The following is a 26,025-nucleotide window of genomic DNA, read 5'->3' on the forward strand; positions in this document are numbered from 1 at the left end:
TTAAAATAAACTTGCATTTTTTAAGCAACTGCCGACCGGCCGGAATCCCCGGCGCAAGCTGCCTTTATATTTATAATACTTTGAATATTCGTAATGCCGGGGCTTATTCCTGCTGCCACGATAAGAAATATTGAACACCCCTTTCTCAACCGAAATCTCAATGTTTTAAAGGAAATACAGGCCCAGGGCTATGATTATGCCCGTGTATAACAGGGTCATAGTACAGTATCCCATAATATCCCGGATACCCAATCGCGCGATGGCCAGAAGGGGTAGCGCCCAGAAAGGCTGGATCATATTGGTCCAGGCATCCCCGAAGGCTATGCCCATGGCTACCCGGGCAGGATCTGCTCCAATCTCAATGGCTGCTGGAATATTAATGGGTCCCTGCACAATCCACTGTCCGCCACCGGAAGGAACAAAAAGATTAATCAGGCCCCCGGCCAAAAAAGCTCATACGGGCAAGCTTTTCGCGGTGGACAGGGAAATAAAACCCTGAGCTATAACGGCTGCCAGGCCGGAGCTAACCATAATCCCCTGAATCCTACCGTAAAGCGGGAATTGCAGGGCAATGCCACCGGCTCCCTTGATGGCGTTATTTACTGCTCTAACATAATTTATAGGTCTTCCATGTAAAATAATGCCGACCATAAGAAAGATCATAATTACTATGTTCAAGTCCAGGGTGCCGCCTTTAACGAAATAATTAACCAGGAAAATAACCCCCATTAAACCCAGGAGCATATTAAGAATTATGCTATTCTCCACACGTTGGGCAACAGTAACCTCACCGGAAGCCGCCACTTCCTCTACCCGGTCTTCCAATAATGCCGGATCGATCTTGATGATGTGGCGATGTCCCCGGGCCATCAAATAGAAAAGAATCGGCAGGGTAAAAATAATAAACCAGGTTATAATCAGGCTCCAGGAAGAAAAAATGGTCTGGGATACCGGGATTACGCCCGTTAAATCTTCCACCAGGTGTCCCTTGGTAGCCAGGGCTAAAGGAATGGAACCGGATAATCCGGAATGCCAAACCACAAAACCGGAGTAAGCTGCAGCCACCAGCATGGGATAGTCCGCATCCCTGACTACTTTGGCTACTTCCCGGGCCAGTAAAGCACCCACCACCAGGCCAAATCCCCAGTTCAACCAGCTGGCAATAGATGCCACAAACACCACCAGCATTACCGCGGCCACCGGCCCCTGGGGAAGGCGGGCTATTGTCTTTAAAATGGAATGTACCGGCTTGCTACTGGCGAGAGCATGGCCGGTAACCAGAATCAGGGTCATCTGCATGGCAAAACTCGGTATCCCCCACAAACCTTGACCCCACATATCGACCAGTTCCAGAAAGTTTTTATCCGCTAACAACAGGGCCAGCAAAAATGATAGAAAGGTAAGGATAACGGCAAACAGGTAGGCATCCGGTAAATAATTACGGGCAATGCGTACGAAAAAGGCAGTTAAACGTGAATTTCTGAGTGCTGCCGTTCTAAAATATGGGGCTGGTACGGTAGGGACATCATCAATGGCACCTCCGTCCGGCAAATACTTGTGTCAGACAATCCGCTTATGGCACGGCCCGGCACCCAATGCAAGTCATGTTCTCGAAATGACTATTGTTCGCACGGCAATATATTCCGGTCTGGAAGCAGAAAAACCATTGCGTGGCCCGTTCAGGTGCTTCGCGCCAACAACACCACCGCTGGTCCCGCTCCACGCAAAAACCTTAAACGCCCGGCCGGTTAAAGTCCACGGGTAAAAAAACGGTAAATGTGCTCCCCTCCCCCGGGCGGGATTCCACCCGGATGCTCCCCCCGTGTTTTTCCACTATCCGCTGGGATACGGGCAGGCCCAGGCCGGTACCCTTTACCCGGGTGGTAAAAAAGGGGTCAAAGATTTTTTTCACCTGGCCGGGATCAATCCCGCAGCCGGTATCGGCGAAAATGGCCTGCACGTGGCTGCCCTCCCGGCGGGTGGTAATTGTCAACCGGCCGCCCCTTTCCATGGCCTGGACGGCATTGAGGCACAGGTTTAAAAAGACCTGTTTCAACTGCTGGCTGTCCCCGTATATTTCGGGCAAATCCGGCGCCAGGAACAGTTTTACTTCCACCCCCGCCTTCTGCGCCCGTGGTGAAATGAGAACCGCCGTTTCTTCAACCAGCTGGTTGACATCCATTGGCAGCACCCTTCCGTCCCGGGGCCGGGCAAAACTAAGCAATTCTTGAATAATCCTTTCAATGCGGATTACTTCACTGATAATGATTTCCGCCTGCTGGTGCAGCTCTTCACCGGGAGGCAGTGCCCGGGCCAGGCACTGGGCAAAACCGCTGATTCCCGTCAGGGGATTGCGGATTTCGTGGGCCAGGCCGGCCGCCAGTTCTCCCACCGCCGCCAGCCTCTCCATACGGCTCACCTGCTCCTGCAGCGCCTGGCGGGTATCCACCATCCGGTTGATGGCCCCGACTATCTCCCCCACTTCCCCGGACATGGGGTTGAAACGGAAGGACGGCTCCCTTTCCAGGCGCACCAGCCCTTCTTTGATCATTTCCACCTTGCGGGCCAGATTCCCCGACAGCACCACCGCCCCGCCCACGGCCACCAGCAGGGCCAGCAACAGCACGATATAAAAGGGCCGCAGCATCAACGCCACCTGGTTGCGCACGTCGGCGGTAAAAACATTGGCCCAGATGTAGCCGATTACCCGGCCGTCCCTTTTAATGGGAATCATGGCGTTGACAATATCCCCCCGGACCAGGTTGGCAATCTGCACCCGGGGCTCACCGGTGGCCATGACCCTTCTTCCCTCATGGTCGGGGCCGATGGACAGCCCCACCTTATCCTGGTACTGGCTGCTGGGACCGTAAGTGATAATAGCATCCAGATCCAGGGAATAGTAGCCCACCCCCACCCCGGGATAGGCCGCTGCCACCTCATCGGTGATTCCCGCCAGGGCCCGGTTTAACGCCCGGATTTTGGCCTGCCGGTCCGCCGCGGTGAGCCCTTCCTGGGCCAGCAATTCATCAAAACCGGCCGGCAGGGCCGCATCCAGCTCCCGGGCCGCCCCAAAAAGCCACCATTCCTTTTCCTGTAAAATCCCCCGGGAAGCCTGGCGGATCATAAAGTAGCTGGCAGCCAGCAGGGGAACCACGGCCAGGACGATGGTAAGCAGCATGATCTGGTAGCGCAGGCGGTGGTAAAAAGCCATTTTTTCTTCTCCCGAAGGAAGGTTTTGAAAGTAGCTTATTTAATTAATTTTCTGCATTTAAAGAGCATCTCCTGCCGGGAAAGGGTGGCATATGTCGAATAAACAAAAGTGCCGCCGGGACGGAAGTAGAGCGGCAACTTCTGTTCCCCAAAGGTCCCCCAGCCCAGAGGGAGTACACAACCGGGGCCTGAAACTGTGCCGGGCCGTAACCCTTAGACCATGGACCCGTTTTACACAAAAAACAACCCGCGCTTTTACAGGCTGTTGCGCAAAAGCGGCGGTACCACCCGTTCAAAATGCTTCTTCACCTGGTCCCAGCCGACGTCGCGCAGCAGGACGGGATCCCTCTCCTTTTCGGCATCGGCAAAATAGGTGAGGCTTTTCAGTACATGATACAGGTTGAAGTTGGATCCGGCAAACTTGCGCCGGTAAAGTTCCAGGCACACGCGCAAGTCCGCAATTTCCCGGTTAATAAAGTAAAGGTCAAAAAAATCCTTTTTGCTCCCCCTGGAGGCAATGGCTTCTATTTTCATCGGGGCAATATCCTGGGGACAAGCCACCTTGCAGTCCAGGAAAAGGGCAGGAGGAAAGAGCAACGGATAGCGGTAGTACAAAAAGCTTATTTTGGTTTCCCGGAATATTCCGTGCAGTGTCCCCCACCGTTCCTCCAGAAGCAGAAACTGTCCCACTTCCTGCAGCCTTTGCTTGAGCAACAGGGTATCTACATGGAAAGGTGAAAAAAAATCCAGGTCTTCGGAAAGGCGGTGCCCCAAATGCAGGGCCAGTGCGGTGCCGCCCGCCAGGTAAAAATCCCGCAGCAAGCCGGCGGAACTTAATAATTCCAGTGCCTTTTGTCCCCTCTGTGGGAGGGCGGACGCAAACATCTAAGCTCATCCTCCCGCAAATGGTAATAACAGCGCCAGAAACTACCCGTTTTGGCTGAAAGCCTGGGGCTGGTTTTGATCACTTCCAGCAACTCGGCATCAGTATACTGTTCCAGCACCCAGCAAATGGCCCGGTCATTGCCCAACTCCAGCAATCGCTCGATGATAAAATAATAATCGGCCCGGGCATCCAGGTCGGCAAAGGCAACATCCCAAAAAAACTGTTTTAAAAACCCGGGCAGCGACACCGGAGATCACCGTCCCTTATCAACCAGTGGGTACTGTCGCATAACCGGTTGGGCGGCGGTCATCCTTAGTATAACGACTGCCGCCCGCACCATCAATGGTTTCGTAACGGTATCCAGTGAGGAAGCATAACCAACCACTACAGGTGTTTTCCAGTGGTGCTCTCTCCCACTCTTTTCGCGCTAAGCCGCGTGCACTTTGTTTGCCTCATGGAGATCCCGCAGGAAATTTTCCAGTCCGCCCAGGTAATTCAGGGGATCGTCCGGGGTATTCCGGGTCCGGAGGCGGATTTCAAATTCTTCGTTACTGTTGCTGAATTTTACCCGGTTGGTGTACTGCTTGCTTATCTCCACCAGCGCCTCGCCCCGGAGGTTGTGCTCAGGCGCAAACAGCAGGCGGAAACTCCCCGGCTGGGCTGTAATAGATTTAATACCCAGGGAGCTGGCCAGGGCCCTCAAGCGGGCCACGGTAAGCAAAGTGCATACCGGCTGCGGGGGATCCCCGAAGCGGTCCACCAGTTCATCCTCCAGCTCGGACACCTGTTCTTCCCGGCGCACCACGGCCAGGCGCCGGTAGAGCTCCACTTTCTGGTCGGCATCCCGGACATAGGAATCGGGAATATAGGCTTCCACCGGCAGTTCGATGGTGGTTTCCACCACCTTTTCCGGCGCCTCCCCTTTTGCTTCCCGGACCGCCTCTTCCAGCAGCCGGCAGTAGAGATCGAAGCCCACCGCGGCAATATGGCCGTGCTGCTCGGCACCCAGCAGGTTACCCGCACCCCTTATTTCCAGATCCCGCATGGCAATTTTGTATCCGGAGCCAAACTCGGTAAACTCCCGGATGGCGGCCAGCCTTTTTTCCGCCATTTCGTTCAAAACCCGGTCCCGGCGGAAGGTGAAGTAGGCGTAGGCCAGACGGTTGGAACGGCCCACCCTTCCCCGCAGCTGGTAAAGCTGGGCCAGTCCGAAATTGTTGGCATCCTTAACAATTAATGTATTAACATTCGGAATATCCAGGCCGCTTTCAATGATGGTGGTGCAGACCAGTACATCATAGGCACCATCCATAAAGTCAAGCATGATTTTTTCCAGATCCTCTTCTTTCATCTGTCCGTGGGCCACCGCAATGCGGGCCTCCGGTACCAGCCCGTGCAGCCAGGCAGCCACCTGATCCAGGTCCATTACGCGATTGTGCACAAAATAAACCTGACCGCCCCGGCCCAGCTCGCGCCGGATGGCTTCCCGGATGAGCACCGGGTCCTCCTCCAGAACGTAGGTCTGCACCGGAAAGCGGTTTTCCGGAGGGGTTTCCAGCAGGCTTGTATCCCGCACCCCTACCAGCGACATGTGCAGCGTCCGGGGAATGGGAGTGGCGGTGAGGGTAAGCACATCCACATCCTGTTTCAACCTCTTCAGCTTTTCCTTGTGGGCCACCCCGAAGCGCTGCTCCTCATCCACCACAAGGAGACCCAGATCCTTGAAAACCACATCATCCTGCACCAGGCGGTGGGTGCCGATGACAATGTCCACCTGCCCCGAAGCCAGTCCCGCCAGAACCTGGCGCTGCTCCTTCGGCGTGCGGAAACGGCTCAAGACTTCGATGGTCACCGGGAAGCCGGCAAAGCGCTCCCGGAAGGTATTGTAATGCTGCTGGGCCAGGATGGTGGTGGGCACCAGAACGGCCACCTGCTTCCCATCCATAACCGCTTTGAAGGCTGCCCGCAGGGCCACTTCGGTTTTGCCGTAACCCACATCACCGCAAAGCAGACGGTCCATGGGGCGGGGGCGTTCCATATCCGCCTTGACTTCCTGGATGGCCCGGAGCTGGTCCGGGGTTTCCTGGTAGGGAAAGGCCGCCTCAAATTCCTGCTGCCAGGGAGTATCGGGGCTGAAAGCATGGCCGGGCAGGGCCTGGCGGGCGGCATAAAGGGCGAGCAATTCCTGGGCCATCTCGCGTACCGCTTCCTTTACCCGCCCCTTTACCCGGGACCACTCCGCCCCCCCAAGGCGGGAAAGCCGGGGTGTTTCTGTCTCCGCCCCCAGATATTTCTGGATGAGCCCCACCTGGTCGGTGGGCACGTACAGCTTATCTTCGCCCGCGTATTTGATCAGCAGGTAGTCCTTCTGTACCCCGCCAATATTGAGGGACACAATACCCATGTAGCGCCCGATACCGTGGTTTACGTGCACCACGTAGTCGCCCACTTTTAAATCCGTAAGGGGTTCCGCCCGGCCGGCGGTCCGGGCACGTGCCCGCTGGGTTCTCTTCCAGCGCTGGCCATAGATATCCGCCTCCGTAATGACCACCAGCCGCCCCGAAACCAGCTCAAACCCCCCGGACAGGCGGCCGGCTGCAAGGGCAACGTTACCGGCTGCCACAGGCCGGTCCAGGTAACCGGTAACGTAAACGTCCAGCCCGGCCTGGCGCAGTTCTTCCGCCAGATGGCGGGCCCGTTCCCCGGTGGACAGCAGCATGAGCACGGCATAGCCGGACTTGCGCCAGTGCCGTACCTCATCGGCCAGCACATCCACGCGCCCCAGGAAGGAATGCATTCCCCGGGTGGAAAAAGTAACTACATTATGGACCACCAGGTTCTGGGGCTGGCGGGCCAGGTAAGAAAAGTACACCCCGGTACGCCTTTGCAACCGCTGTTCTACCTGCTGCCAGGAAAGGTAGCCCTGCATCTGCCCGGGCAAAACGCGGCCGGCGGACAACAGCTCGCTGAAGGTTTCCGCACGCTCCTTGAAAATGCTCTCCGCCAGCTCCCGGATGCGGATGAGGTCATCCACCACAGTTAAAGGGGCGAAGGGCATATAATCCAGCAGGGTGTACGCATGCCGGTAAAAATAGGGCAAAAACTGGTCCAGCGCCGGGCTGTTAACCCCGGAAGCAATTTGTTCCTTTATGCTTTCTCCCAGTTCCTCCAGCCGGTGGCGCACCTCCAGGGTGGAGTTTGCGGTAACTTTTTTTAGCTGCAGGCGATATTCCGTCTCCAGCACATCCAGCGCCCGGGCCCGGCTTTCCTCAGTAATCACCAGTTCCCGGGCGGGGGGAAGGGAAATTTTATCCATCCGGTCGATGGAGCGCTGGGAATCAACATCAAAAATGCGGATGGAATCCACTTCGTCATCAAAAAATTCCAGCCGTACAGGGTTATCCCGGGTGAGGGGAAAGACATCGAGGATACCGCCCCTTAAGGCCAGCTGCCCCGGGCCTTCCACCATTTCCACCCGCTCATAACCCGTATTGATCAGCTGCCGGATCAATTCTTCCAGGTTCACCCTCTGACCAACGGCAAGGTCGATGATCGCCCGGCGAAAGACCTCCGGCGGGGAAAGACGGCGCAAAACAGCCTCCGCCGGAGCCACCACCACGCAGGGTTCATCCCGGGAAAGGGCCACCAGCGCCTTCAAGCGCTGGGCAACCACCTCTTTCCCATGGGCCAGAACCTGGTAAGGCAACAGTTCCCAAACGGGGAAAAGATAAACGGGAACCCCGGGCAGCAGGGAGCTGAGGTCGTCAGCCAGCACCGAGGCCTCACCGTCCCCCGGGGTAATAATTAAAGCCGGTCCCCCCAGGGCGTCAATTAAACCCGCAGCAACCACGCTGCGCTGGGCCCCGGACAGGCCATAGACCAGGTGCTGCCCTCCCTGCCGGGACAGGGCGCGAAGCAGGGTATTAAATTCTGAACTTTTTTGCAACGGCTCCAGGATGGCACGCATTTCAGGACGAACCCCTTTCGAAAAAGGGCATCACAAAAAGAGCTTTAGCGCAGCTAAAGCTCTCCTACCCTTAAGCTACGTTTTGCTCAGTGCAACCAGACGGGCCCCTTATAAAAAAAGGCTTCCGCAGGCCCGTATAGCATCTCGCGGCATTCATCACAAAGGCAATACTGAAAGATCAAGTTCATTATATCCCCGGAATCCCCCCCCGTCAAGGCGGCAGAATCCGCTTCCCCGGCCCCGTTACTCATGATAGTTTCTTCCCGGACCACCTGATCGCAGCATTCACATATATGGATTATTTTCATCCTGCAGGTACATCCTTTCTTTTAACGGCAGCTTTTCGTTAACAGGTTCATTTAAGCTGCAACCTTACGGTTTCCTGGACAGATTTAAAATCAGCCCGTTCCAAATCATGTGCAGCAAACAGGATCCGGCCACGGCCAGCAGGACGCTGGCCGTAAGACGGTATAGCCAGCCGGCGGCCAGGCCGAAACAGGTATGGGAAACCAGGCTCAACAGGCCTGCCGCAAAACCCCGCCCGCCCCGGGCGGCATCCCACACCCCCTCAATCAGGCCGAAAATGCTATGGGTCAGGGGAATGGATGTCCCCAGCAACCAGGCAAAACCTGTTTTGGCCCCCTCTTCAACCCCGGGAGCCACGTAAACCAGGGCAATGCTGCCGGCGATGCGGCGGGAAAAAAGCCCGTTAACCAGCCAGGAAACGGCAGCTGCCAGCACCCCGGCTGCGACTAAAGTTAACAAGTGGTTCATTTTATCTTCAGCTGATTACTGTCGCCCGCCAAAAGGAACCGCCGGGCAGACGAAAAGAATGCTGTCCCGGAAATGTTATGTGCCAGTATCTAGTATGGACCAGAAAAGCCGGCCTCTATACCCGGCCGGCATTAAAAATATTCATGGCCGTATCCAGCCCCCGGGTAAGGGCTACCTGAACGGCCCTGGAAGCATCATCCACCGCTTTTTCAATCAGCGCTTTTTCTTCTTCCGTAAACCGGCCCAGAACCCAGTCCACCACCTCATAATCCGGAACTGCAGGGCGCCCTATGCCCACACGCAGGCGGGCAAATTCCCTGCTGCCCACCTGTTCAATAATGGATCTCAACCCCCTGTGTCCCCCATCACCCCCGCATTTACGCAGACGCAGGCGCCCGGGAGGCAGGTCCAGGTCATCGGAAATAACCAGCAGCCGGGATGGTTCCAGCTTATACCAGCCCATCAGGGCAACCACCGCTTCCCCGCTCCTGTTCATATATGTCAGGGGCTTGGCCAGGATTACTTTCTGACCGTCCACCTGCCCCTGCCCCACCAGAGCACGCATGAACAGGCGCTCCACTTTAATATTCAGTTCCCGGGCCAGCCTGTCCAGGACCATAAAACCCACATTATGCCGGGTCCCGGCATATTCCGGACCGGGGTTGCCCAATCCCACTACAAGCCACATGGATATACTCTCCTTTCCATGTCCATTGTATCCACTGCGGCTTCCCCCTGCAACCGGCAATAAAAAAGCCCCGGGTTTTCCGGAGCTATTTGAACCGGGTTAAATATACTTTTCTTATAACCCCCCGTAGGGCGGGTAAACACCTGTTCCCGGGGAATAGGGCAGGGGTCCACCAACCAGAACAGCTCCAATAGCCGCAACGGGAATGAAAGCATAGCGCAGAGGGTTGGGCGAATTTCCAATGTGCAGCTCCACGAAATCTACACCCACGCCATGCAGTACGCCCGTAAACTCCAATGTCCCTGCCTGGGGCCTCATGAGGTGCATAACGTGAATGGTTACCTGCTGTCCCTGAAGCTGGCGCAGGCGCTCAACCAGGGGGAGGCCAATCCCGGTGGTGGGGCCGTAATAGGACTGTATTTGGGCTTCAGGCATAGACTACCCTCCTTTAATTCGTTTTGTTTCCATAATATGTTAATAAAGCAGCTTTGGTGTTAGCGTCCTGCCGGTACGATTATCCGGGCCACCGGGCAAAAGAGGACGGTATTAACTGGATTGACAGGCAACCGGCTTCTTGTTATACTGTATACAGGATTCATAATACATTTATGTTCCGAGGTGTTTACCATGACGCTCAATGAAGAAGCAGTTGAAATGCACCGGAAATTTCACGGGAAAATAGAAGTGGGCAGAAAGGTATCCATTGACAATGAACACGACCTTTCACTGGCCTATACCCCGGGAGTAGCCGAACCCTGCCGCCAGATTTACGCCCAGAAGGACCTGGTCTACGAGTATACCGCCAAGGGCAATCTGGTGGCCATCGTTTCCGATGGTACTGCCGTCCTGGGGCTGGGGGACATCGGCCCCGAAGCAGCACTGCCGGTAATGGAGGGCAAAGCCCTGCTCTTCAAGCAGCTGGCGGGTGTCGATGCCTTTCCCATCTGTGTGGGCAGCAGGGATATCGATAAAATTGTGGAAACGGTAAAAATGCTGGAACCAACCTTCGGCGGTATTAACCTGGAGGATATTGCGGCACCGGCCTGTTTTGAAATTGAGCGTCGCCTGAAAAAGGAAGTGAACATTCCCGTTTTCCACGACGACCAGCACGGCACGGCAGTGGTGGTCGCAGCCGGTTTGCTCAACGCCCTGAAAGTGGTGGGTAAAGGGATAGGTGAAATACGGGTGGTCATAAACGGGTGCGGGGCAGCGGGTATAGCTACGGCCAACCTCCTGCATTACCTGGGTGTACGGGATATGGTGCTCTGCGACAGCAGGGGAGTGATCTACCGCGGGCGCAGCGGGCTCAACAAGTATAAAGAAGAAGTGGCCTGCCGCACCAACCCGCGGGAAATCAAGGGCCAGCTGGCGGACGCTTTGAAAGGGGCGGATGTTTTTATCGGCGTTTCCAAACCCAACCTGGTAACCAAAGAGATGATCCGCAGTATGGCCCCGGGTGCTATCGTCTTCGCCCTGGCCAACCCCGAACCGGAAATCATGCCCGGAGCCGCCCTGGAAGCCGGGGCGGCCGTGGTGGCTACGGGAAGATCCGATTTCCCCAACCAGATCAATAATGTGCTGGCCTTCCCGGGCATTTTCCGGGGCGCCCTGGACGTAAGGGCAACCGACATCAACGAGGCCATGAAGGTGGCTGCCGCCCGGGCCATTGCCGGTCTGGTGGCTCCGGGAGAACTGGAACCCGGCTATATTATTCCCAAACCCTTTGACCCGCGGGTAACACCGGCGGTGGCCGCAGCCGTGGCGGAAGCGGCCATGCAAACAGGAGTGGCCCGGTTAAAAGTAGACCCTGAACAGGTAGCCCGGCATACCCGTGAGCTTACTGCCCGCCACAGCCACCACCTCACCGAACTAAAGGCCAGCTGAAAAGAAACCCCGGTTTTTTACCGGGGTTTCTTCCATTTATTCAGCAGACTTGTTTATAATCCCAGATAGGCTTTTTTAACATGTGGGTTATTCAATAACTCCTCAGCAGTACCCATTAAGGTAATAGAACCATTTTCAAGTACATAACCCCTGTTACATAGCTTGAGAGCATGATAAACGTTTTGCTCCACTAGAAGTATAGTAACTCCCTGGGCGGCGATATTTTGAATTAGTTCCAGTACGTGACTTACCATCTTTGGCGCCAGGCCCAAAGAAGGTTCATCGAGCATCAATAACTTGGGATCCGCCATTAAAGCCCTGCCTATGGCAAGCATTTGCTGCTCACCACCGCTCATGGTTCTGGCTATCTGCTTCCTTCGTTCAGCTAGACGCGGCAGTAGTGTAAAAACTTTTTCCATGTTTTCTTTACGTTTTTTACGACTGGTGGGAGTATAGGAACCAATAAGCAGATTTTCTTCTACAGACATATTGGGAAATAACCTGCGGCCCTCAGGAACCTGAATAACGCCTTTTTCTACAATCTGGTAAGGCTCTAATTTACTAATCACTTCACCATTAAATAATATTTTTCCAGTTTTGGGTTTTAAAAGGCCGGAAATTGTATTTATCAACGTGCTTTTGCCTGCCCCATTGGCACCGACAACGCATATAATCTCTCCACTGTCTATTTGAGCAGAAACATCTCTTAAAACACACATTTCGCCATAATATACGCTTATATTATCTATTTCAAGCAATGCCATAATTATCACCCAGGTATGCTTTAATTACTTCTGGATTACTGGTAACTTCCTCAGGACTTCCTTCTGCAATTTTTTTACCGTAATCCAAAACCATGATGCGCTGAGATAACGCCATAGCCGCTTTAAGCACGTGTTCAATTAATAATATTGTTATACCCGATTTATGAATTTGCCTTATCATCTCAACAGCTTCATCTACCTCCGCGGGATTTAGACCGGCCAGCACTTCATCTAACAAAAGCAGCTTGGGTTCTGTGGCAAGAGCTTTGGCAACTTCCAACCTCTTACGATCTACAATGGTTAAATTTTTAGCCAATACATCTTTCTTATTATATAATCCTACCAACTGCAACACTTCCAGTGCTTTTTCTCTGCTTTTACGAGTATCGTTCGTCCTTAAAAAAGCACCTACCATAACGTTATATAAAACACTTTTGCCGCCAAATGGCCTGACTACCTGAAATGTTCTACCAATCCCCCTGTGACATATCTGAAAAGGCTTTAAACCTGTTATATTTTCACCATTCAGGTATATTTCCCCTTCAGTTGGCCTGTAAACGCCGCTAATAAGATTGAAAACAGTCGTTTTACCGGCCCCGTTTGGACCTATAAGACCGACAATTTCACCCTCAAAAAGCTTAAAGCTCAAATCACTTACTGCCGTTAAACCACCAAACTTGATTGTTACATTTTTTAACTCTAATAAAACTTTAGCTGGCACCTTCCACCCTCCTTCCATTCAGCATTTTTACCAGTTTTTCATATGGCTTTTCCACCAGCTCTATTAAGCCTCTTGGTTTAAAAATCACGAACAGCACAACTATAATACCATACAAGAATAGGTGTAATCCCATAACCTGATCAAAGAGAATTCTGGTCATCTCACCAATTATAGTCAAAAAGATACCGCCAATCACAGGTCCCAGCACAGTACCCCTTCCACCGACAATGGCCAAAAAAACAATTTGATTGGACATTATGGCACCAGCAATCGCATTGGGTTCCAGATAACGAATTAATTGTGCGTAATAAACCCCACCAACACCGGTAAAAAAAGCGCTCAAAGCCGCTGCGATCAATTTTGCCCTGGCAGTATTAATACCCAAGGCAAGGGCCGCATCTTCATCCTCTCTTATTGCCGTTAAATAATACCCTAGTTTAGACCTGTCAAGCCAGAAAGAAAACCCTACAATAATTAGTAATAATACCAAAGCCAAATAGTAATAAGGCACCTTAGACATAAACTGCATGTGTTGAGGGGCATCTCCCAGCAGGGGTACCAAAAACCCTTCGGCACCCCCGGTATGCCAGGAACCAATCTTTGTTGTATTAATCAGAATAACCCGAAATCCTTCAGCAAAGCCCACTGTCGCTAAGGCATAATATGCACCCCTTAAACGCAGGGTTGGGTAACCTACAATGACACCCAGCAAAGCTGCAACAAGTCCACCAATTATCATACCAAACCACGGTGAAAGACCAATATTGGCAAATAATAATGAGGAAACATAGGCACCGGCAGCTACGTAGACGCCGTGTCCCAGGGACAACTGGCCGGCAAAACCGCCTACAATATTCCACGCGCTGGCCAGGTAAGCCCAGAAAAGAACCATTGCCATTATATGAAGAATGTATGGGCTGGATATAAATAACGGTATCAGCAGTAAGATAAAGATCATCAAAGCAGGTAAATAATATCTCGGAGTAATAAAGTTCCTCAAAGCTCAATCACCTACCATTCATATCTGGAACCAAAAAGACCTGATGGTTTTAGCAATAGAAAGGCAAGAAATGCAAAATAAATCAAAATCGCTGTCCAGGTGGCTGTCATGTACTGGGCTGCTACAGATTCAATAAGCCCAATAATTAATCCACCTACCAAGGCACCGTGAACGCTACCCAGTCCACCTAAAACCACAATAATAAAAGCTTTAGTAATAAAGACTGCTCCCACAGATGGGTGGGCATAGTAAAAGGGAATTAAAACGATACCCGCTAGTCCTGCAAGGGCAGTGCCGATGCCAAAAGCAATACTATAAACTTTACTTACATTAATGCCCATTAATAACGCTACGCCGCGATCCTGCCCGGTTGCCCGCATAGCCCGCCCCAGTTCAGTTTTTATCAAGAACTGATAGAACAAAAAGGCTACAACCAGTGAGGTTACGAATGCATAAAGCCTGGGCACACTGATAGAAAGACTGGAAATATTAATACTCGCCCCTGAATAAGCAGTTTTTGCCATTAAATAGTCGGCACCGAATACCATCAATATAAAATTTTCAATGGCTACTGCCAGCCCTGCCGTGAGCAATAATGCTCCTATCGGTTCTCTAACATCCTTTTCTGCGTCAAGAACGGGTTTTATTGTAAAACGCTGGGTCAGATAACCTAATAAAAACATAAGTGGAGCAATTATAATAATACTCAAATACGGATCTAGCCCCATAATTTTCCACAACCAATAGGAAAGAATCATGGCTACCATTAAGAAGGCCCCGTGGGCAAAATTTATTATTTTCATTATGCCAAAAATTAAGGTTAAACCCATGGCCAGGAGTCCATAAACCCCTCCCATTAAAATTCCGTTAATGATAGAAGATAGCACGCCCATGCAATTTTCAACCTCCGGGACTTTGAAATTAGGGGATAGCTTAAAAACTATCCCCTATTTTCTTCATTTCTATTTATCCCAGCCGGGGAAAGGCCAAACTGGCTTCCAACCCGGTCGAGCTTCTTTTTCCGGCCATACCGTTACCCGCTCCATTTTTCCGTTAATCTTACGAAACTGACTGATAATTAATGGAGCATTGACCATCTGCCCGGATTCATCAAAAATGATCTCGGAAGCATACATTTGTGTTACACCGCTGGTTAATTTAGTTTCGGCTAGAGCTTTACGAATAGCTTCGGGATCAAGTGAACCCGCTCTTTCCAGGGCATCTTTAATAACGTACATGGCGGTATAAGCCTTAACTGCTTCGGCATTCATTGGGTAACCATATTTTTGTTTAAATTTTTCGTTTACCTCTTTGGAAAATGGCCGGTTCACATCAGGTTCCCAAGTGGAAATATCAAAGAAATATTCACTGTTATCTCCAGTAGTCTTAAAATAAACCGGATCGGCAAACCCACCGCTGGTACCAATAAAAGCTAGAGGTTTAACCTTGTGCTCGGCAAAAGTATTGGTGAGCAAGGCTGCATCTGAAACATATGAACACATCATAATGACATCGGGCTTCAATTGCTTGACTTTAAGCACCACGGGAGTTAAATCAGAAGAGTTGGCAGGATAAGGCTCCTTAAGAACAATTTTCAGTCCTGCCTCTTTTAAGTATTTTTCCCATCCTTTTACTGCTCCCTGGCCCCAGGCAGTATTTTCATAGATTAAGGCTACAGTTTTCACAGGCGTACCAAATTTTTTCGCCATATCTTGTATAAATCTAACCTGCTCTCTGTTGCGCCATGTTGTTTTTTCAGCTAAACGAAAAACATATTTAAAACCGCGCTCAGTAATAACATCTTCGGAAGGAACCGGACAAACGAATGGTACTTTATAGCGCTCTGCCACTTCGGTAGCAGGTAGTGTTACCCCGCTTTGATAAGCACCTGTAATTAAAGCAACCCTTTCCTGGGTTATTAAACGCTCCGCCTCCGCGACGCCCGTAGCCGGATCTCCTTTACTGTCTGCGTAGATCATTTTAATCTTTGCTCCACCGAGAGATTTAATACCACCGGCAGCATTGATTTCTTCTACGGCCATATCCCTGGCCTGCTGCCCAATCTTGCCAACCGGCGCTGCAGAACCTGATAGTGGCAGAATATTGCCAATTTTAATTTCCTTTACCTCACCAGATGATTTGCCTCCCCCACTACAGCCAGCAATTAACATCACAAGAAGCACGGTAATGCATAGTAAGAAAATCTTGTAATTGCGTTTTATAAACACAAGAAAACCTCCTTTACTTTTTAAATTTTTTAAAGCTTTTTAAGTTTATTTTAAAGGGCTTTAAGGTAGATATTTTTTATGTCTTCCCTGGTTATAACCCGGGGGTTATTTGATAAAAGACGGGTCTGCTTTTCAGCACTTAATGTTAAAAACTCTATATCAGATTCGGATACGCCAACATCCCGTAGAGATTGTGGAATGCCTACATCCGCAACCAGTTCTTTAATTGCTTTTACTACCAGCATAGCGGCTTCCCGAAGGGACTTTCCGGCTACGGGTTCACCCATGGCCTCGGCAACACGAGCAAACTTGGCCAGGTTGCTAACGCAGTTAAACTCGATTACAGGAGCAAACAGAAGGGCATTGGATACTCCGTGACTGACGTGGAACTTCCCTCCCAGGGGATAGGCCAGGGCATGTACCGCCCCCACTCCCGCGTTGGCCAGGGAAACTCCCGCAAAGAAAGAACCCATAGCCATTTTCTCCCTGGCTTCCAGGTCGGAACCGTTTGCAACTGCCGTCCTCAGGTTGGCTGAGATCAACCGGATTGCTTCCAGCGCATAGATGTCGGTATGTGGTGTAGCCTTAAGAGCAGTGAATGATTCCACTGCATGAACCAGTGCATCCACCCCGGTAGCAGCGGTTATATGAGGAGGGCAAGAAAGAGTTAGCTTCGGATCCACTATGGCTACCCTGGGCAGCAAGTACTGGCTGACCACACCTTTTTTTACCTGTTCCTCCTTGAATGCGAAAATGGCGTTTTGGGTAACCTCCGATCCCGTACCGGATGTGGTAGGGATTAAAATTGTAGGTATACCTCTCTGCGGAATCAACTCAATACCCGCGTAATCCTTGATGCTGCCACCATTTGTAGCCAGTACTGAAGCTCCCTTGGTCACATCCATGGGGCTGCCCCCGCCCAGCCCCACCAGCAATTGATAACTATTTTCCCTGACCAGCTGGCCTACTCTATCAACTGTGTCCGTACTGGGCTCTGCTTCAACCTCTGCATAAACCTCTACCTGCGCACCTCCCCTCTCAATAATTTCAATAACCTGCTTGTCCAGGCCGGCTTTTTGTACTCCGGCATCAGTTATCAGTAGAACACGTGTGGCATTGAACTTTTTAACTTCATTGCTCAAGTTTTCGATTGCACCCTTGCCGAGGTATATAACCTCAGGCAACCTGAACGGAAACACCATGGTTAGCTTCCTCCTCCTGCTTGCTTAAATTTCTATCAACCAGTCAAGACCCAGTTCATATAGTTTAGCTTTAGCAGGCCTGCCGGTATCCACCTCCCAACCAGCCATTTCGTAAAACAGCCTTACAGCTTCGTAAAATTTGTCACGGTCCAGGCCCGGCTCACCATCCCGCGAACCACCTTTTAAAGGGGTAAAAAATTTCTCCGGCAATCTATCTTCGCTGAAAGTCAATCCCTGGCGCACGTTGTATTCCTTGGCCATGGCCAGGAATCTTTCACCGGCCTTTAAGAGCTCCCACCAGCTGGTTTTCCAACCCGTTACCGCTTCCACAAGGTTTAAGAGCTTGTCCAGCGGGGTCAGGCTCCGGGCAACATATCCAAAAACACAAACCCCAAGCATATCATAAACACCGTTCAGATAACTCGTATACAGGACATGCCTCACTTTTTTAAAGCTAAGGTCATTTGCGTCCACCGGTTCACCGAGACCAATCGTGGAAGCGGCCTGCACTCCCAGCGATTCCCTACTGGTAAAGAAGGGGTCATGCTGGGCAAACCAGTGGTCGGCCCCGTTAACCGCCAGCGCAAATTGAAGGCCGAGGCCACTTTTCACCCGTGGATCATGCATGGGAACCTCTTGTCCTTTAACCTCGAGCAGATACTTTTCACTTCTCTTACCAAATCTGGCTGCAGCGGCCCTGCTGCCGTCTGCCAGCACATTCCCCAATCCTTCTCTGTTGGCTATTTTTTCAATCAAGGGAAGCAGGACTTCCTCGTTGCCAAAACGCAGATCCAGGCCGTCCGTCTGGGTTTTATCAATAATACCTTCTTCATAACACTTCATAGCAAAGGAAATAGTCATGCCCAGGGAAATGGTGTCCAGGCCATAACGGTTGCATAATTCGTTTGCCTTGATGATCAATTTCAAATTGCTGATACCGCAATTAGAACCCAGGGCAGCAAGAGCTTCGTACTCGGGCCCGCCATACTTGCTGTCTACAGTAATATCCTTATCTTTTACTTCCACTACTCTCTTACACCTGATGGGACAGGCAAAACAGTTACCTCGCCTGATAAGATAATTTTTGATAAGCTCTTCAGAACCAATATCTTCAGCCCGTGCAAAATAACCGTAATCCCAGTTATTAGTTGGTAAGCATCCCCCGGCATTATTGCTAGTTATACCAATTGGTGTACCATGTTCATACAGAGCTGCACTTAACGGATGAATATTAACCTGTTCTGTAACCCAGCGCAGCACCTCTTTTACAACAGACCGGTCCTTTACCTCCACTGCTTTAGTTCCCCTTACAGCAATGGCTCTGAGATTTTTCGAACCCATTACTGCACCCAGTCCATTGCGTCCATTGAAATGGGCCAGGTTGTTACATATATTAGCAAAACGCACCAGTTTTTCCCCGGCCGGTCCTATCTGGGCCACCTGGACCCTCTCATCGCCCAGCTCCCGGCGGATGCCCTCCTGCACCTCCCCGGTTTGCAGGCCCCAAAAGTGAGAAGCATCCCTAATTTCTGCTTCCCCGTCCTTTATCCACAAATAAACCGGCCGCGGGGCACGGCCTCTCACTACTACGGCGTCAAAACCCGCCCGTTTAAGTTCAGGCCCCCACCAGCCGCCCGCTTCCGACTTACCCAATGCCCCTGTGAGCGGTGACTTGGCCAGGACCGTATAACGTGGTGCACTGGGGGCACTGGTTCCGGTCAGTAAACCAGGAGCAAATACCAGGGTGTTTTCAGGCCCTAAGGGATCAATATAACGTTTATTGTTTTTTAACAGGTAATATAGACCAATTCCCGGTCCTCCGAGATACTGCCGGTAGAATTCCTCAGATGGCATCTCAACCAGTATTTCTGACTTTGTTAAATCTACCAGGAGAATCTTACCTGTAAAACCGTAGGCCACAAATCTTTCCTCCCCCGCCATCAAAAACTTAAAATAAAATCTCATCCCCCACCAAAAATGGGGAATATCTCCACATAATCCCCTCTCATTAGCTGGATTTCCCTTGACGCAATCTTACCATTTACCAAAACCAGCCCTACCGCTCCGTTATTCAAATTTAACTGTTCAAGTAATTTCTTTACAGTTAACCCTTCTATATACTGGAACTGCAGCATACCATCATTTTGGGGGCAATATCTTTTTAAAGCCGTGTGAAATTTAACGGTTATCAACAATTTCACCGCCCAAACCTGCCTGAAAGCCATTCTGGTAAATAGTTAACAAGCAATTATTGTTCCAAACTTATTTGTTTTTTGCAAATCCCCGATTTATCTGTATTTAATAAAAGTTTAATAATTTATTCTGTTTACAAAGTAACCATTGAGACTGTGTAAAAATGACTCACCCCGATTGCCTGGAGTGAGTCATTTTTACACAACACGCATTAGTTAATTTGTCTTTTCGCAGGTATCACTTTTTCGCAGGTATCATTATGCCGTATTTATTAATTTTCCTGTACAGTGTTTTCCTGGTTATACCCAATTTTTCTGCCGCCCTAGAAATATTACCCTGTGTTTGGCTTAAAACTTCCACAATTACCTGTTTTTCCATTGTTTCCAAATTACCCGTATTGCTAAATATTTTAAATTCATCCGGTTGGTCTCCAGTTTCCAATGCCTTTTTAATACCGGGATAACTCATTACATCCTGCTCCTCGATACAGTTGCTGGAACGACTATAGGCCAGTACGGCGCAGCGTTCGATTACATTTTCCAGTTCCCGGACATTCCCCGGCCAGTGGTAAATCTTAAGCAATTCCAGGGCCCTTTCAGAAATGGTAAAGTTAAAATTCAATCGACTGGAATGTTTTTGGCAGAAATGGTGAATTAACTCTTCAATATCTTCCCTGCGCTCCCTTAATGGCGGGATTTCTACAGTAATAACGTTTAAACGGTAGAACAGGTCTTCCCTAAAATTCCCCTGGCGTACCTCTTCCCACAAGTCCTTGTTGGAGGCAGCAATAATCCGCGCCTTGAGGGGAATTTCATTAATCCCCCCGATCCTGGTAAAGCTACGATTTTGAAGCACCCGTAATAATTTAGCCTGCATGGCCATTGACATGGCGTTAACCTCATCCAGAAAAAGAGTTCCGTCAGCTGCCAGTTCAAATTTACCCGGTTGCCCCTCACGCTTGGCGCCCGTAAAAGCTCCTCCTTCGTAGCCAAACAGTTCACTTTCTATCAATTCCGCAGGAATGGCAGCACAATTAATGCCCACAAAAGGACCGTCACTCGAACCGCTGGCGTTATGAATAGCCTGGGCAAACATTTCTTTACCGGTGCCGCTCTCTCCCAGGATTAAAATATTGGAAGGTAAGGTAGACGCCTGCCGGGCCAGCTTAACAGTTTGGGTGAATCGCGGCCCGCTACCTTTTAAATCCGCAAAAGTAAAATAAGCCTTAAAACCGGCCAGATTTTTAATAAATCCCCTGGCACGGCTCAATTCCTTAAATACGGCCAGGACGCCGTTAACTCCTTCATTACTAGTCACAGGCACCACATTACCAATAACTGTTTTACGTTTATTCCTAACGTTAAAAATCATCTCCCTATCGATACAGCCCTTCCCGGTTCGCAAAGCTTCATAAACGACTGGTTGGTAACCCAATATTGTATCCGCCGGCTGCTTTAGTGCCTCCAGGGGTGATATACCTAAAATTTTGCCTGCGGTGCGGTTAAAAACAGTGATATATCCCTCGTCATTTAGAGCAATCAGCCCATCCGAAATGGAATCTACAATGCTTTCTATATACTTGCTGGTCAGTTCTTTTTCTTTGCGCAATCGATTCTGGCACCAGCTAAATTCTATCGCTTTTCCCAGGGCAATGGTCATTCCCAGGGTATGCTGGTGGAATCTGAGATAATGTCCGGCTATATTAACAACACCTATCAACTCACCGTTCTCATCAAAAAGAGGCGTGGCTGAGCAGGTCCAGTACTGTAACTGGGCATTATAATGTTCAGGTCCTACCAGTTGAATGGGGCGCCCCAGAACAGCAGCTAAATTTATGGCATTGGTGCCGGTGACTTCTTCACACCTGCTTACCCCCGGGTAAGAACCCTGTTTTCTGGCCGTTTCCAATAACTCGGGCTCACCAAACTGCTTGAGAATGTATAGATCTTTATCCAAAAGATCTACACGGAAACCAGAACCCCTGAGATTTGAAACAAAAGCATCCAGAAAAGGAGAAGCTATATCTATAAGCTCCTGATTTTCCCTCAACTTTTTCTTTAGATTTTCCGGTGTTAGCGTTATAGGGTACAGGTTATAGGGATCGACACCCCGTTCCCTGGAGCGTTTCCAGGAACTGAGAACTTCTGGCCTGATAAATTTAGCGTTATCTATTTTTCCTTTGGTGATAAACGTTTTCCAGTTATCTTTTAAACATTTCAAGTAATTAAGGAAATTTATGCTTTCTTCCATATACTTTTTAATTAACCTTTTATATTCCTCCGGCAAGTCCATCCCTAGATCATCCCGGGAATGCATGGCACCACGCCCCCTGATATAACGAATTTCCTGGAAAAATAATTGGAAAATAAGAGGTTTTTATAAAAATAACCAAACGCCGGGGCATATCTGAAAGCCCCGGCGAATATTTTTATCCTGCCCGGCGTGCTGCGCTGGTCCGGCAGAAAGCCAAACTTATTCCTCCCCGGCCTCCGGGGAAGCTTCCTTCCCTTCGCCCGCTTCTTCCTCCTCTTCGCCCGGCACTCTTTCTATGGCCGGAGCTACCACGGTGGCCACCACTTCTTCGGGATCGTTGAGAACCTTTACACCCTCCGGTACGGGAAGATCCGACACATAGATGGTATCTCCCATTTCCAGGCCCGAAACATCCATGGTGATGGCCTCGGGAATATCTGCAGGCAGGCAGGAAATTTCCAGCTCCCGCAGCTGCTGTTGCAGAATGCCGCCCTGCTTAACCCCAACCGGTTCCCCTTCAAGTTCAACCGGCACGGTGGTGGTAATCCGGTCCGTCAGCGACACCTGCTGGAAGTCCACGTGAATTAACTCGCCGCGCATGTTATCGAACTGCAGTTCTTTGATCAAAACCTTATCCTGGCGCTCCTGCCCATCACCGGTGATCTTCAGGTTGATCAGGGTATTCCGCCCGCCTTCACCGGCCAGGATGTTCTTAACTGCCCGCAGCTCCACCTCCAGCGGGATACTGCCGATTGTCCTGCCATATACAACGGCAGGGATTTTCCCCTGTGCTGCCAGCCGATGACGGTAACCTTTTCCCCGGCCGCTCCTAACCTGCGCTAATAAACTGGCTTCCATGGTAACAATCCCTCCTCAATCCTGGCATAAAACATCATTCTTCTCTAGTATTCCCTTTTTTTGGTCATATCAACTCGAAATGAAGCATATGGATTAGGGACAGGAAAGCTACCAAAAGGGGGTCAGCATATGCGCAAGAGCAAACAATTCATCGGCATGCCGGTGATCAGCCTGCAGGAAGGCCAGCAGATCGGCGTGGTCCGGGGGCTGGTGGTGGACCCGGAGAAGAAAGCGGTGGCCGCCCTGATCATAGAACAAAAAGGCTGGTTCAAGGAACAAAAGTATATCCCCTTCAACCGCGTGCACAGCGTCGGGGAAAATGTCATTACCATAGACAGGAGCAGCAATGCTGAACGGGGGGCCAAACTGCCCGACATTGTAAAATTAGCCCGGGAGCGAACCGGTGTTACCGGCGCCCGCATTGTTACGGAAAACGGTACCCTTTTAGGGCATGTGGACGAATATTACGTGGATCTGGAAACCGGGGATATCGTGGGCCTTGAATTTTCCGGCGGGTTTCTGAACAGCGTTATTTCCGGCCGGGCCTTCCTGGATACCGCCTTTATCCGTACCATTGGCAAGGAAGTAATTGTTACCGGCAATGAAGCCCTGGCCAATATTATCAAACTCGAAGGCGGGCTGGCGGAATCCCTGCGCCAGCTGCAGAAAACAACCAGCCAGGCCTGGGATACCACCCGGCAGAAAACCCGGGAACTGGGAGAAGCCATAAACCGTTCCCTGGAACGGGTCAGGGGCCCCCGGGAGGATGATACCACCTGTTCCTGCCACCAGCCCCCCGGCCCCAACGGCGAAGCCCGGGAACAGCAGGATCAACCACCGCCGGGGAAATAAATCCGGCAAAAAACACTGGAAAACTTTAAACCGGCACCACAGGCCGGCCAGGCCGGCCTGATAATTTTAATCGAAAAGCTTGCTCACCGATAAATCTTCGTGAATGCGAATGATGGCCTCACCCAGCAGGGGAGCCACGGAAAGAATCTTTATCTTATCAATCATTTTCTCCGGGGGTATGGGGATGGTGTTGGTCACCAGCACTTCTTTGATTGGCGCTTCCTGCAGGCGCTGAACCGCCGGACCGCTGAGCACGGGGTGGGTGCAGCAGACGTAAATCTCCTGCGCACCGAACTTTTTCAATGCTGCCGCGCCCTGGGTAATGGTCCCGGCAGTATCTATTATATCATCAATCATGATCACTTTCTTGCCTTCAATGTCACCGACTATGTTCATTATTTCCGCCACGTTGGGTTCGGGGCGTCTTTTATCAATAATGGCAATGGGAGCACCTATGCGTTCGGCAAGGTCCCTGGCCCGGGTCACCCCACCCAGATCGGGTGAGACAACCACCACATCCTTCAACCTCTGCTGGATGAAATACTGGGCCAGCAGTGGCACGCCGGGGAGATGATCCACCGGGATATCGAAAAATCCCTGGATCTGTCCCGCATGCAGATCCATGGTTATCACCCGCCGGGCACCGCTGGCAGTGAGGAGGTTGGCCACCAGTTTCGCCGTAATGGGGTCCCTGGCCCGGGTCTTCCGGTCCTGCCGGGCATAGCCATAGTAGGGCAAAACTGCCGTAATCCGCCGGGCAGAAGCCCTTCTCACCGCATCCACCATAACCAGCAGTTCCATCAGATGCTCATTCACCGGGTGGCAGGTGGGCTGGACAATGAAAACATCGGCCCCCCGCACGCTTTCGTTTATCTTGACCTGAATTTCTCCGTCGGAAAAACGGGAAACCTTGGCCGCACCTACGCTAACACCCAGGTACTGGGCAATTTCTTCGGCCAGCTGGGGGTTAGCATTACCGGTAAAGATTTTTAATTCCTTCCGCGACGACATCCTTCTACCTCCAACACTGATTTCCGAAAACCAGGGTGCCCAACCCGGCGGCCCGGGAAGCATGACAACCCCTCCTTTTATTCCAGTACAGGCTCACCTGCGGGGCTTTTTCTGGAGCCAGTTCTCTATGTTCCGCTGGCGCCCCCGCTCTATACCCAGCGCCCCCGGAGGCACATCTCTGGTTATGGTGGAACCGGCACCTATAAAAGCTCCTTTCCCCACTTCCACCGGGGCCACCAGATTGGTGTTGCTTCCAATGAAAGCCCCGTCACCAATAACGGTGGGCCATTTCTTTTCCCCGTCATAATTGCAGGTAATGGTCCCGGCACCAATATTTACGCCCGAACCGACGGTGGCGTCACCCACATAGCTCAAATGAGGAATCTTGCTTCCCCTTCCCACCACTGTTTTTTTCAATTCCACAAAGTCCCCCACCTTAACCTCCGGTGCCAGGACGCATCCCGGCCGGATGTAGGCAAAGGGACCAATGGTACAATTATCCCCTATTTTACTTTCCCGGATTACCGAGTGTTCTATTACCACACCTTCACCTGTCTGAACATCGATCAGGCGGCTGCCCGGACCGATAACACAATTCCTGCCGATAACGGTGTTTCCTTCAATTATGGTAAAGGGGTAAATTACCGTATCTGGACCAATTTTGACATTTCGATCGACAAACGTGGTGGCGGGGTCCACCACCGTCACACCCGAAAGCATCAGTTCTTCCAGGATTTGCTGGCGAAGGTAGGCCTCCATACGGGCCAGCTGCCGCCGGTCGTTGATGCCCTCCACCTCGCGGGGATCTTCAACTTTTAACGCTGCTACAGGTTCACCCTGCTGCACCAGCTGGCCTATGATATCGGTAAGATAATATTCACCCTGGGCATTTTCGCTTTTAATAGCGGAGAGGGCGTCAAAAAGCCCGGGGGCGGAAAAACAATAAATGCCCGTATTTATTTCCTTCACCGCCAGCTCCCGGGGAGTGGCATCCCGCTGCTCAACAATCCTTTGCACCCGCCCCTCCCCGTCCCGGATTACCCGGCCGTAGCCGGTGGGGTCCTCCAGGATGGCCGTAAGAATAGTGGCCCTGACTCCCATTTCGGCATGGGCCGCCGCCAGCCGGGCCAGGGTGCTGGATGTTACCAGCGGGGTATCCCCGCAGACTACCAGGATGGCCCCGGGGAAATTACCCAGCACGGGTGCAGCCTGGAGGAGGGCGTGAGCAGTGCCCAGCTGCTGGTGCTGGTAGACCACCCGGGCCCGGTCCTGAACGGTACGGGCTACCAGGTCGCCGCCGAAACCAACTACCACTACAATTTCTTCCACCCCGGCCCCCTGGACTGCATCCAGCACGTATTCTATCATGGGCCGCCCGCAAACCCTATGCATTACCTTGGGCAGGCCGGATTTCATCCGGGTCCCTTTACCTGCCGCCAGAATTACGGCTGCCAGTGACATCAGGCGCCCCTCCTGTATCTTTTCGGGGATCGCATGAAGGGGCTGCCCCCGGCAGCCCCGCCGTTAAAAACGC

At 51.3% G+C, this 26,025-nt stretch carries 21 protein-coding genes and 1 pseudogene; 2 read left to right on the forward strand and 20 right to left on the reverse strand.

The genetic code is table 11. From position 1 onward, the window contains the following. Positions 1-165 precede the first annotated feature (165 nt). The 8 genes and pseudogenes from BUB44_RS00680 to BUB44_RS00720 all read right to left on the reverse strand — a co-directional run bounded on the left by BUB44_RS00680 (position 166) and on the right by BUB44_RS00720 (position 9,960). A pseudogene (locus tag BUB44_RS00680) lies at positions 166-1,551 on the reverse strand (short-chain fatty acid transporter). Positions 1,552-1,732: 181 nt separating this feature from the next. Beyond that, a complete protein-coding gene (locus BUB44_RS00685; RefSeq protein ID WP_073162417.1) occupies positions 1,733-3,211 on the reverse strand; it encodes an ATP-binding protein in 1,479 nt (492 codons plus the stop codon). Positions 3,212-3,465: 254 nt separating this feature from the next. Then, positions 3,466-4,095, reverse strand: a complete 630-nt coding sequence (locus tag BUB44_RS15660) for a nucleotidyl transferase AbiEii/AbiGii toxin family protein (protein ID WP_073162419.1) — start codon at positions 4,093-4,095, stop codon at positions 3,466-3,468. After that, positions 4,044-4,343 carry a DUF6922 domain-containing protein gene (locus tag BUB44_RS00695; RefSeq protein ID WP_073162421.1) on the reverse strand — a complete coding sequence of 100 codons (300 nt, stop codon included), beginning with the start codon at positions 4,341-4,343 and terminating at the stop codon, positions 4,044-4,046. Before BUB44_RS00695 ends, BUB44_RS15660 begins: the two co-directional genes overlap by 52 nt. 180 nt (positions 4,344-4,523) lie before the next feature. After that, positions 4,524-8,063 carry a transcription-repair coupling factor gene (mfd, locus tag BUB44_RS00700; protein WP_073162422.1) on the reverse strand — a complete coding sequence of 1,180 codons (3,540 nt, stop codon included), beginning with the start codon at positions 8,061-8,063 and terminating at the stop codon, positions 4,524-4,526. A 372-nt stretch (positions 8,064-8,435) separates the two neighbouring features. Further along, entirely contained in the window at positions 8,436-8,837 is a 402-nt protein-coding gene (locus tag BUB44_RS00710; protein ID WP_051617921.1) for a hypothetical protein, read from the reverse strand. A 115-nt stretch (positions 8,838-8,952) separates the two neighbouring features. After that, positions 8,953-9,525: an aminoacyl-tRNA hydrolase gene (gene pth, locus BUB44_RS00715; RefSeq protein ID WP_073162424.1), complete on the reverse strand. Its 573-nt coding sequence runs from the start codon at positions 9,523-9,525 to the stop codon at positions 8,953-8,955. A 114-nt stretch (positions 9,526-9,639) separates the two neighbouring features. Further along, on the reverse strand, positions 9,640-9,960 hold the full coding sequence (locus BUB44_RS00720; RefSeq protein WP_027356206.1) for a hypothetical protein: 321 nt from the start codon (positions 9,958-9,960) through the stop codon (positions 9,640-9,642). A 192-nt stretch (positions 9,961-10,152) separates the two neighbouring features. Here BUB44_RS00720 and BUB44_RS00725 point away from each other — a divergent pair, with 192 nt between their 5' ends. Further along, on the forward strand, positions 10,153-11,409 hold the full coding sequence (locus BUB44_RS00725; RefSeq protein ID WP_073162426.1) for an NAD(P)-dependent malic enzyme: 1,257 nt from the start codon (positions 10,153-10,155) through the stop codon (positions 11,407-11,409). Positions 11,410-11,462: 53 nt separating this feature from the next. Here BUB44_RS00725 and BUB44_RS00730 read toward each other — a convergent pair whose 3' ends face one another. The 10 genes from BUB44_RS00730 to BUB44_RS00775 all read right to left on the reverse strand — a co-directional run bounded on the left by BUB44_RS00730 (position 11,463) and on the right by BUB44_RS00775 (position 22,628). Then, positions 11,463-12,173: an ABC transporter ATP-binding protein gene (locus BUB44_RS00730; protein WP_073162428.1), complete on the reverse strand. Its 711-nt coding sequence runs from the start codon at positions 12,171-12,173 to the stop codon at positions 11,463-11,465. Further along, positions 12,160-12,894: an ABC transporter ATP-binding protein gene (locus tag BUB44_RS00735; RefSeq protein WP_242655768.1), complete on the reverse strand. Its 735-nt coding sequence runs from the start codon at positions 12,892-12,894 to the stop codon at positions 12,160-12,162. The genes BUB44_RS00730 and BUB44_RS00735 overlap by 14 nt, the downstream gene beginning before the upstream one ends. Beyond that, the gene (locus BUB44_RS00740) at positions 12,884-13,894 is read right to left on the reverse strand and encodes a branched-chain amino acid ABC transporter permease (RefSeq protein WP_083543014.1); all 1,011 of its coding nucleotides are present in this window, start codon (positions 13,892-13,894) and stop codon (positions 12,884-12,886) included. The genes BUB44_RS00735 and BUB44_RS00740 overlap by 11 nt, the downstream gene beginning before the upstream one ends. Positions 13,895-13,905: 11 nt before the next feature. Next, on the reverse strand, positions 13,906-14,787 hold the full coding sequence (locus BUB44_RS00745) for a branched-chain amino acid ABC transporter permease (RefSeq protein ID WP_073162432.1): 882 nt from the start codon (positions 14,785-14,787) through the stop codon (positions 13,906-13,908). A gap of 69 nt (positions 14,788-14,856) precedes the next feature. After that, complete coding sequence (locus BUB44_RS00750) at positions 14,857-16,122, reverse strand: ABC transporter substrate-binding protein (protein ID WP_207545597.1); 1,266 nt, start codon at positions 16,120-16,122, stop codon at positions 14,857-14,859. A 50-nt stretch (positions 16,123-16,172) separates the two neighbouring features. Then, positions 16,173-17,324 (reverse strand): iron-containing alcohol dehydrogenase, encoded by a 1,152-nt coding sequence (locus tag BUB44_RS00755; RefSeq protein ID WP_073162433.1) that lies wholly within the window; start codon positions 17,322-17,324, stop codon positions 16,173-16,175. A 24-nt stretch (positions 17,325-17,348) separates the two neighbouring features. Further along, positions 17,349-19,244 (reverse strand): aldehyde ferredoxin oxidoreductase family protein, encoded by a 1,896-nt coding sequence (locus BUB44_RS00760; RefSeq protein ID WP_073162494.1) that lies wholly within the window; start codon positions 19,242-19,244, stop codon positions 17,349-17,351. Between the two features lie 41 nt (positions 19,245-19,285). After that, positions 19,286-19,525 (reverse strand): MoaD/ThiS family protein, encoded by a 240-nt coding sequence (locus BUB44_RS00765; protein ID WP_242655769.1) that lies wholly within the window; start codon positions 19,523-19,525, stop codon positions 19,286-19,288. 229 nt (positions 19,526-19,754) lie between these two features. Further along, positions 19,755-21,833, reverse strand: a complete 2,079-nt coding sequence (locus BUB44_RS00770) for a sigma-54-dependent Fis family transcriptional regulator (RefSeq protein ID WP_083543015.1) — start codon at positions 21,831-21,833, stop codon at positions 19,755-19,757. A gap of 156 nt (positions 21,834-21,989) precedes the next feature. Beyond that, a complete protein-coding gene (locus BUB44_RS00775) occupies positions 21,990-22,628 on the reverse strand; it encodes a 50S ribosomal protein L25/general stress protein Ctc (RefSeq protein WP_073162435.1) in 639 nt (212 codons plus the stop codon). Positions 22,629-22,757: 129 nt separating this feature from the next. Here BUB44_RS00775 and BUB44_RS00780 point away from each other — a divergent pair, with 129 nt between their 5' ends. Then, positions 22,758-23,480, forward strand: coding sequence for a PRC-barrel domain-containing protein (locus BUB44_RS00780; protein WP_073162436.1), 723 nt, complete (start codon positions 22,758-22,760; stop codon positions 23,478-23,480). Positions 23,481-23,546: 66 nt separating this feature from the next. On the opposite strand, the gene BUB44_RS00785 is transcribed toward BUB44_RS00780, so the two are convergent. Together BUB44_RS00785 and glmU are read right to left on the reverse strand one after the other, a co-directional pair. Beyond that, the gene (locus BUB44_RS00785; RefSeq protein WP_073162438.1) at positions 23,547-24,491 is read right to left on the reverse strand and encodes a ribose-phosphate diphosphokinase; all 945 of its coding nucleotides are present in this window, start codon (positions 24,489-24,491) and stop codon (positions 23,547-23,549) included. 93 nt (positions 24,492-24,584) lie between these two features. Next, on the reverse strand, positions 24,585-25,952 hold the full coding sequence (glmU, locus tag BUB44_RS00790; RefSeq protein WP_073162440.1) for a bifunctional UDP-N-acetylglucosamine diphosphorylase/glucosamine-1-phosphate N-acetyltransferase GlmU: 1,368 nt from the start codon (positions 25,950-25,952) through the stop codon (positions 24,585-24,587). Positions 25,953-26,025: the final 73 nt, after the last annotated feature.

It is taken from the genome of Desulfofundulus australicus DSM 11792, from assembly GCF_900129285.1.
Lineage (GTDB): Bacteria > Bacillota > Desulfotomaculia > Desulfotomaculales > Desulfovirgulaceae > Desulfofundulus > Desulfofundulus australicus.